6 protein-coding genes and 1 pseudogene are annotated in these 8,640 nt (G+C 63.9%); 4 read left to right on the forward strand and 3 right to left on the reverse strand.

Annotated elements, in window-relative coordinates:
- Both EN884_RS15595 and leuS read right to left on the reverse strand, forming a co-directional pair.
- The coding region (locus tag EN884_RS15595; RefSeq protein ID WP_128360616.1) for a hypothetical protein at positions 1-405 on the reverse strand (405 nt) is incomplete at its 3' end.
- The gene (gene leuS, locus EN884_RS15600; protein WP_063169456.1) at positions 392-3,016 is read right to left on the reverse strand and encodes a leucine--tRNA ligase; all 2,625 of its coding nucleotides are present in this window, start codon (positions 3,014-3,016) and stop codon (positions 392-394) included. The genes EN884_RS15595 and leuS, both read right to left, overlap by 14 nt.
- Before the next feature lie 155 nt (positions 3,017-3,171).
- Between leuS and EN884_RS15605 the strand changes: the two genes are divergently transcribed.
- Both EN884_RS15605 and EN884_RS15610 read left to right on the forward strand, forming a co-directional pair.
- Positions 3,172-3,834: a YggS family pyridoxal phosphate-dependent enzyme gene (locus tag EN884_RS15605; RefSeq protein WP_027163466.1), complete on the forward strand. Its 663-nt coding sequence runs from the start codon at positions 3,172-3,174 to the stop codon at positions 3,832-3,834.
- A 110-nt stretch (positions 3,835-3,944) separates the two neighbouring features.
- On the forward strand, positions 3,945-4,994 hold the full coding sequence (locus EN884_RS15610) for an aldo/keto reductase (RefSeq protein ID WP_063169457.1): 1,050 nt from the start codon (positions 3,945-3,947) through the stop codon (positions 4,992-4,994).
- 44 nt (positions 4,995-5,038) lie between these two features.
- On the opposite strand, the gene EN884_RS15615 is transcribed toward EN884_RS15610, so the two are convergent.
- Positions 5,039-5,947, reverse strand: a complete 909-nt coding sequence (locus EN884_RS15615; RefSeq protein ID WP_063169458.1) for a LysR substrate-binding domain-containing protein — start codon at positions 5,945-5,947, stop codon at positions 5,039-5,041.
- 119 nt (positions 5,948-6,066) lie between these two features.
- Here EN884_RS15615 and EN884_RS15620 point away from each other — a divergent pair.
- Positions 6,067-7,247: pseudogene (locus EN884_RS15620) on the forward strand (MFS transporter).
- Between the two features lie 53 nt (positions 7,248-7,300).
- Positions 7,301-8,335 carry an aldo/keto reductase gene (locus EN884_RS15625; RefSeq protein ID WP_063169459.1) on the forward strand — a complete coding sequence of 345 codons (1,035 nt, stop codon included), beginning with the start codon at positions 7,301-7,303 and terminating at the stop codon, positions 8,333-8,335.
- Positions 8,336-8,640: the final 305 nt, after the last annotated feature.

The raw sequence follows: 8,640 nt of genomic DNA on the forward strand, positions 1-8,640 counted from the left end.
GCCGGTCTTCGGATCGGCCAGCGTATAGCTGCCGGTCAGCGTCACGGAACCGGCGGTCGGCTCGTCTTCGTCGGTTCCGACCTGCACAAGTGCCGCGGACTCGACCGCTTCGGTCACGCCGAGATTGAGCGAATAGGCCGGCGAGGCCGGCTCGCCGGCGCCTCGTCCAAACCCGAAAATGAGATTGTTGCGCACCTGTTGGCCGTAACGCGTATTGACCGGCTTGATGCCGATCAACGCCAGTTCGGCACTGGCACTGGCCTGCGAACCCGACAGTGGCGCGCTCGAATAGAGCGGCCGCACCGTGCAGGCCGAGACAAGCGCGAGCGAACCTATCAGGCCGGCAAGCGCCATGCGGCGCAGCAAATGGCTCAACTCTGTCTTTTCCCGATCAGGCAACGACATTGACGATCCTCTGCGGCACGATGATCACCTTGCGCGGAGCCTTCCCTTCGAGTGCTTTCTGCACGAAGTCGAGAGCCAATACCGCTTTTTCGACCGCACCTTGGTCCGCGTCGCGGGCAATTGTCAAATCCCCCCGCTTCTTGCCGTTGACCTGTACCGGATAGGTGACTTCGTTGTCGACGACCAGCGCCGGATCGAAGACCGGCCAAGGCCGTTCGGCAACGAGATCGGTGCCGCCGAGCGTTGCCCAGCACTCCTCGGCCAGATGCGGCATGACCGGCGCGATCAGATGCACGAGAATCTCCACCGCCTGCCGGCAGGCGCCTTTCAGCGCTGCATCGGCCTTGCCTTCTGCCACCTCGTTAAGCGGCGTGGTCAGCGCGTTGGCCAGTTCGTAGATGCGGGCGATGGCGCGGTTGAAAGCGAGCTTCTCGATATCCTCTCCGACCGCCTTGAGTATCTTGTGCGCGGCCTTGGAAACCACCGCGGCCTCGCCGCTGCTGGCCGCCACGGGCTTGATGCCGGCCAGTGTTTCGGCCGCCGTCGACACCAGGCGCCAGATGCGCTGGATGAAGCGATGCGCGCCGGCGGCGCCATCGTCGGTCCACTCGACATCGCGCTCGGGAGGCGAATCCGACAGCATGAACCAGCGCGCCGTATCGGCGCCGTAGCCATCGGTGATGTCTTCCGGGCTCACAGTGTTCTTCTTCGACTTCGACATCTTTTCCAGCGGGCCGATGGAGACGGTCTCGCCGGTGGCGATCTCGATGGCGCTGCGCTTGCCGTCAACGTCGTCCAGCCGAACTTCGGTGGGCGCCAGCCAGCGGCCGTTCGATGCCGAGCCAACACGATAGGTTTCGTGCACCACCATGCCTTGCGTGAACAGGCCCTTGAACGGCTCGGCCAGATCGACATGGCCGGCCTCGCGCATGGCGCGGGTGAAGAAGCGCGAATAGAGCAGATGCAGGATCGCGTGCTCGATCCCGCCAATATACTGGTCGACCGGCAGCCATTCGTTGGCCGCCTTGGGATCGGTCGGTTCATGTGCCCACGGCGCGGTGAAGCGGGCAAAATACCACGACGAGTCGACGAACGTGTCCATCGTGTCGGTTTCGCGCCGCGCATCCCTGCCGCATTGCGGACATTTCACATGCCGCCATGTCGGATGACGGTCGAGCGGATTGCCCGGGCGGTCGAAATCGACATCGTCGGGCAGCTTCACCGGCAGGTCCGCCTTCGGCACCGGCACCACGCCGCAAGCCTCGCAATGGATCATCGGGATAGGGCAGCCCCAGTAGCGCTGGCGCGAAATGCCCCAATCGCGCAGACGGAAATTCACCTTGCGCTCGGCCATCGGCCGGTTGCCGATCGTCTTCTGCTCCAGCAGTTTGGCGACTTCGTCGAAAGCCTGATCCGGCTTCAAGCCGTTGAGAAAGCGCGAATTGATCATCACGCCGTCATCGACATAGGCTTCATCGATGATCTGGAACGTCGCCGGATTCTCGCCTTCCGGCATCACCACCGGAATCACCGGCAGGCCGTATTTGTTGGCGAAGTCGAGGTCGCGCTGGTCGCCGGACGGGCAGCCGAAAATGGCGCCGGTGCCGTATTCCATCAGCACGAAATTGGCGACATAGACAGGCAGCGTCCAGTTGTCGTCAAACGGATGGACGACGCGGAGGCCGGTGTCAAAACCCTTCTTCTCAGCTGTCTCCAGCGCCGCCACCGAGGTGCCCATATGGCCGATATCCTCGATGAACTTCGCCAGTGCCGGATTGTGCGCAGCGGCCTTCTTGGCCAACGGATGATCGGCGGCGACAGCCATGAAGGAAGCGCCGAAGATGGTGTCGGGCCTTGTCGTATAGACTTCCAACTCATGCTCGCCATCGGAGGCGTCGGCCAGAGGCCAACGGATCAGCAGGCCTTCCGAGCGGCCGATCCAGTTCTGCTGCATCAGCTTCACTTTTTCCGGCCATTCGTCGAGGCCTTCGAGCGAATCCAGCAGATCCTGGGCGAAGTCGGTGATCTTGAAGAACCACTGCGTCAGTTCGCGCTGTTCGACCAGCGCGCCCGAGCGCCAGCCGCGCCCGTCGATGACCTGCTCGTTGGCAAGCACCGTCATGTCCTCCGGATCCCAGTTGACCTTGGAGGATTTGCGCGTCACCAGCCCCTTCTCGACAAAGTCGAGGAACAGCATCTGCTGGCGGTGGTAGTAATCGACGTCGCAGGTGGCGAATTCGCGCGCCCAGTCCAGCGACAGCCCCATGACCTTGAGCTGCTCGCGCATGGTGGCGATGTTCTGGTAGGTCCACTCCTTGGGGTGGACCTTATTCTGCATCGCCGCGTTTTCGGCCGGCATGCCGAAGGCGTCCCAGCCCATCGGGTGCAGCACGTTGAAGCCCTTGGCCCGCTTGTAGCGCGCCACCACGTCGCCCATCGTGTAATTGCGGGTATGACCGATATGGATGCGCCCCGACGGATAGGGGAACATCTCCAGCACGTAGTATTTCGGGCGCGGATCGTCATTGTGCGCTTCGAACAGCTTCTTGGCGTCCCAGGCCTTCTGCCATTTGGGCTCTGACGCGCGCGGATTGTATCGTTCGGTTGCCATGGGACGTTTTTCACTTAAAAGCATGCGCGAACTGCGGGCGATGGCTCGGCAGTTCAGGGAATGTGGTCCGGGTGTTCACCATGGTTTGGCAAACCCGTCAACCATATGGGTACCGCGTCTGACAAAAACGCCGGTCAAAACAGCAGGATTTGCATATGGGTGACGCCGTTCAGCAATTTTTCGCGGTCAAGGCGAAGATCGCCGCCGCCGAACGCGAGGCCGGCCGCGAAGCCGGCGCCGTGATCCTGGTCGCGGTCTCAAAGACCTTTGATGCCGCCGACATCGGCCCGGTCATCGAAGCCGGCCAGCGCGTCTTCGGCGAGAACCGGGTGCAGGAGGCGCAAGCCAAATGGCCTGATCTGAAGGACGCATTTCCCGACATCGAACTGCATCTGATCGGCCCGCTGCAATCCAACAAGGCTAGGGAAGCGGTAGCACTGTTCGACGTCATCGAGACGGTCGATCGCGAGAAGATCGCCGCCGAACTCGCCAAGGAGATCGCCAAACAGGGCCGCGCGCCAAAACTCTATGTCCAGGTCAACACCGGCTCCGAGCCGCAGAAGGCCGGCATCGAGCCCCGCGACGCCGTGGCCTTCGTCGCCCGCTGCCGCGACGTGCACGGCCTCGCCATCGAAGGCCTGATGTGCATCCCGCCGGCCGACGAGAATCCCGGTCCGCATTTTGCGCTGTTGGAGAAGCTTAGCAAGGAAGCCGACGTCGCCAAACTCTCAATGGGCATGTCCGGCGACTACGAAACAGCAATCGCCTTCGGCGCCACCAGCGTCCGCGTCGGTTCGGCGATCTTCGGCACTCGCTGAGACGCAACGGCCTTTGGGCCAATCCGACAGGCTCGTTGCTCCAGGACTGGAAACGAAACGTACCGTTCCTATTTGCTTTGGGTCGTCACAAACTCTCTGGAGCCGCCACCATGCGCTACAACCAGCTTGGAAATACGGGGATGTTCGTCTCCGAACTGTGCCTCGGCACCATGACCTTCGGCGCCGCCGGCCAGAATGCCCAATGGGGCCTGATCGCCAGCCTCGACCAGAAGGGCGTCAACGAGATCGTTGCCCATTCGCTTGCCGCCGGCGTCAATTTCTTCGATTCGGCCGACGTCTACTCCTTTGGCGAATCCGAACGGTTGCTCGGCCAGTCGCTCAGGGATCTCAAGGTCAACAGGCAGAATGTGGTCATCGCCACCAAGGCGCATGGCGCCATGGGTGAAGGCCCCAACCAGCGCGGCTCGTCACGCGGCCACATCATGGATTCGGTCGATGCCAGCTTGGAGCGGTTGCAACTCGACCATATCGATCTCTATCAGTTGCACGGCACCGACACCGTGACGCCGATCGACGAAACGCTGCGGGCGCTCGACGATCTCGTTGCCAGCGGTAAGGTCCGCTATGTCGGCGTCTCCAACTGGGCGGCATGGCGCATCGCCAAGGCGCTCGGCATCGCCGAGCGCAAGGGTTTCGCCCGTTTCGAGACCGTGCAGTCCTATTATTCGATCGCCGGCCGCGATCTCGAGCGCGAAATCGTGCCGCTGCTCAATGAGGAGAAGCTCGGCCTGATGGTGTGGTCGCCGATGGCCGGTGGCCTGCTCTCCGGCAAATATGGCCCCGGCGCACCCGGCAATGGCGAAGGCCGCCGCGCGTCCTTCAACTTCCCGCCGGTCAATGAGGACCGCGCCTGGGCGGCCGTTGCCGTCATGCGCGACATAGCCAAAAAACATGATGTGAGCGTCGCCACGGTGGCGCTCGGCTATGTCCTGGCCAAGCCCTTCGTGATGAGCGTCATCATCGGCGCCAGCCGCATGGAGCAGCTGGAGCAGAACCTTGCCGCCACTGAGGTGAAGCTCGACACCGACGATCTGGTTCGTCTCGACGAGGTCAGCGCCCTGCCGTCCGAATATCCAGGCTGGATGCTGGAGCGCCAGGCAGCGGGCCGCCGTCCGGCGGCGTTCACGCCGAAAGCATAAATACAGCCCACGCTGACATCTCGGGAGCCGTGGCTCCGGAGATGTCAGGTCAGCCGGACGCTCTCGCCCAGAAAATCGAGAAAGGCGCGCACCCGCGCCGGCAGATGCCGGCCCTGGCCGACATAGACGGCGTGGGTCGGCTCCTCGTCACCCGGATTGAATGCCTCCAGCAGCGGCGCCAGTCTGCCGGCCGCTATGTCTTCCGCCACATGCCAGCGCGCCAGCCGGGCGATGCCCGCGCCCGCCAGTGCCATGAGCCGCATCGCCTCACCATCGCTGACCAGCGTGTTGCCGGTGATCGGAATCATGATGACGCGGCCTTCCGCGTCGAGGAACGGCCAGCCATCGAGGTGCCTGACGAAGCCGAAGCCCATGCGGTTGTGTTTGTCGAGATCGGCTGGCGTCAGCGGTATGCCGTGCGTCTCGAGGTAAGAAGGTGCTGCAACAACGACCACCGGGCTTTGCCCGAGCTTGCGCGCCACCAGCCGTGACTCACTCAATGGCCCGGCACGGATGGCAACATCGGCGCGCTCCGCCATCAGGTCGACGACGCTGTCGGTCAGCACCAGATCGACCGAAATCTCGGGGTAGCGTTCCAGGAACCGAGGCAGAAGCGGGACCAGCCGATGCACCCCGAAGGGCACGTAGCTGTTAATGCGCACACGTCCGCGCGGTGAAGCACCGGCCGCTGCCTCCTGCTCGGCTGCCGCCATGTCGGCAAGGATGCGCAGGCCGCTCTCGTAGAATGCTGTGCCTTCCGGCGTCAGTTGCAGCTTTCGCGTCGAGCGGCTGACCAGCCGCGCGCCAAGCCGGGCCTCCAGCCGCGCGATCAGCTTGCTCACCGCCGACGGCGTCATGCGCAACGCGCGTGCCGCGGAGGAGAAACTGCCTTCCTCGACGACGCGCACGAACACTTCGATCTCGCCGGAGCGATTGATGTCGGGCCTGGCCATTTATGAATCTATTTCACAGAAAATATGCCCAAGGCAAGTCTGGTTCACAATGCAGGGAAGCACGATCTCAGGGGTCGGGGCGCGGGACGGCGCTCTTCGCATCGAAGTGGAAAACCGCCATGCCTCTTGCTCTCTACGCCCTCGCCGCCGGTGCCTTCGGCATCGGCGTCACCGAATTCGTCATTATGGGTTTGCTGCTCGATGTCAGCAAGGATCTCGGCGTTTCGATCTCGGCTGCCGGCCAGCTCATTTCGGGCTATGCGCTTGGCGTCGTCATCGGCGCGCCGTTGCTGACCATCGCCACCGGCAACTGGCCGCGCAAGACCGTGCTTCTGGCGCTGATGGCGATCTTCACGCTCGGCAATCTCGCCTGCGCGTTGGCGCCCGACTACTGGACGCTGATGGGCGCCCGCATCATCACCGCCTTTGCCCACGGCACTTTCTTCGGCGTCGGCTCGGTGGTCGCCACCGGCTTGGTCGCGCCCAACAGACAAGCCTCGGCGATCGCGCTGATGTTCACCGGCCTGACCATCGCCAACATCCTCGGCGTGCCCTTCGGCACATGGCTCGGCCAGGCCTTCGGCTGGCGCGCGACCTTCTGGGCCGTGACAGTGGTCGGTGTGGCCGCCTTCGCCGTCATCCTGGCTCTGGTGCCACGCAGCCGGACGGCGCCCGAAAAGAGCGACCTGCGCGCCGATCTCGCCGTTTTGCGCCGCACCCCCGTCCTGCTCGGCCTCGCCACCACCGTGCTCGGCTATGCCGGCGTCTTCGCCGTCTTCACTTATATCGCTCCGTTGCTGACCGAGATAAGCGGCTTCAAGGAAGCAGCCGTGTCGCCGATCCTGCTCGTCTTCGGCGGCGGTCTCATCGCCGGCAATTTGCTTGGCGGCAAGGTCGCCGACCGCTGGCTTGGCCGTCCGTGCTGGGCAGCCTCGTGGTGCTGGCCCTGGTGCTCGCAACGATGACCTTCGCCATCCACAGCCAGGTGATGGCCGTCATCTATGTCGGCCTGCTCGGTGCCGCCGCCTTTGCTACCGTGGCGCCGCTGCAGATGTGGGTGCTGGACAAGGCGCAAGGTGCCGGCCAGAGCCTCGCCTCGTCCTTCAACATCGCCGCTTTCAATCTCGGCAACGCCGCAGGCGCCTGGCTTGGCGGCGCGGTGATTGCCCACGGCCTTGGTCTGGGTTCCCTCACCTGGGTCGCCGCCCTGCTGCCGCTCACGGCACTCGGCGTGGCGGGCCTGGCGCTGCGTCTCGATCGCACCCCGGCGCTCGGCGCACCTGCCTCCATCCGCTCGTGACTACCCTCGGCAAACCCGCTTCCGACACCCTTCATACCACCAGGAGTAAAAAGATGGATTATCGACGTCTCGGTGCATCGGGCTTGAAAGTGCCCGCACTCTCCTTCGGCGCGGGAACCTTTGGCGGTTCCGGCCCGCTGTTCGGCGCCTGGGGCAACAGCGACGCCAGGGAAGCGCGGCGGCTGATCGACATCTGCCTGGAGGCCGGTGTCAATTTGTTCGACACGGCCGACGTCTATTCGAACGGCGCTTCTGAACAGGTGCTTGGCGACGCGATAAAAGGCCGCCGCGATGCCGTGCTGATCTCGACCAAGACCGCGCTGCCGATGGGCGATGGGCCGGGCGATTACGGCTCGTCACGTTCGCGGCTGATCAGATCCGTGGATGATGCGCTGAGGCGCCTCGGCACCGACTACATCGACCTTTTGCAGCTACACGCCTTCGATGCCGGCACGCCGATCGAGGAGGTGCTGTCGACGCTGGACAACCTGATCCGTGCCGGCAAGCTGCGCTATGTCGGCGTCTCCAACTTCTCCGGATGGCAAGTGATGAAGTCGTTGGCGCAAGCCGACAGCCAAGGCTATCCGCGCTATGTCGCCCATCAGGTCTACTATTCGCTGGTCGGCCGCGACTATGAGTGGGAGCTGATGCCGCTCGGCCTCGACCAGGGCGTCGGTGCATTGGTGTGGAGCCCGCTTGGCTGGGGCCGCCTGACCGGCAAGATCCGCCGTGGCCAGTCCCTACCGGAAAAGAGCCGGCTGCACGACACGGCAAGCTTCGGTCCGCCGGTCGAGGACGAGCATCTCTATCGAGTGATGGATGCCCTCGATGTCGTGGCCGAGGAAACCGGCAAGACCGTGCCGCAGATCGCCATCAACTGGCTGCTGCAGCGCCCGACCGTATCGTCGGTCATCATCGGCGCCCGCAACGAGGAGCAGTTGCGCCAGAACCTCGGCGCCGTCGGCTGGACCTTGACGCCGGGGCAGATAAGGCAGCTCGACGCGGCAAGCGAAGTCACCGCGCCCTACCCGTACTTCCCGTATCGGCGGCAGGAAGGCTTTGCCCGGTTGAACCCGCCGGTGGTTTGAGCGCATCGGGCCGTCATGGCGCAAGGTTCGCGGGCCAGCGCCCCCCTCTGGCCTGCCGGCCATCTCCCCCTCAAGGGGGGAGATCGGATGTCGCGGCGACTTTCGCCAATCGCAGGCGTAACAAGGGGCGGCGTTGTCGGTGGAGCTGCCAATCTGCCCACTTGAGGGGGAGATGTCCGGCAGGACAGAGGGGGGCGTCGTAGAACGCCGACCTCAAGAAGCCGTTGCTGCGAAACTTGCCCCTAGTGCAGCACAAACTCCCCATCCACCTTGCGCCATTCATTCGGCGCGATCAGCTTCTGGTG

It is taken from the genome of Mesorhizobium sp. M7A.F.Ca.AU.001.01.1.1, assembly GCF_004022735.1.
In the GTDB taxonomy this organism is placed as follows: Bacteria; Pseudomonadota; Alphaproteobacteria; order Rhizobiales; family Rhizobiaceae; genus Mesorhizobium; species Mesorhizobium ciceri.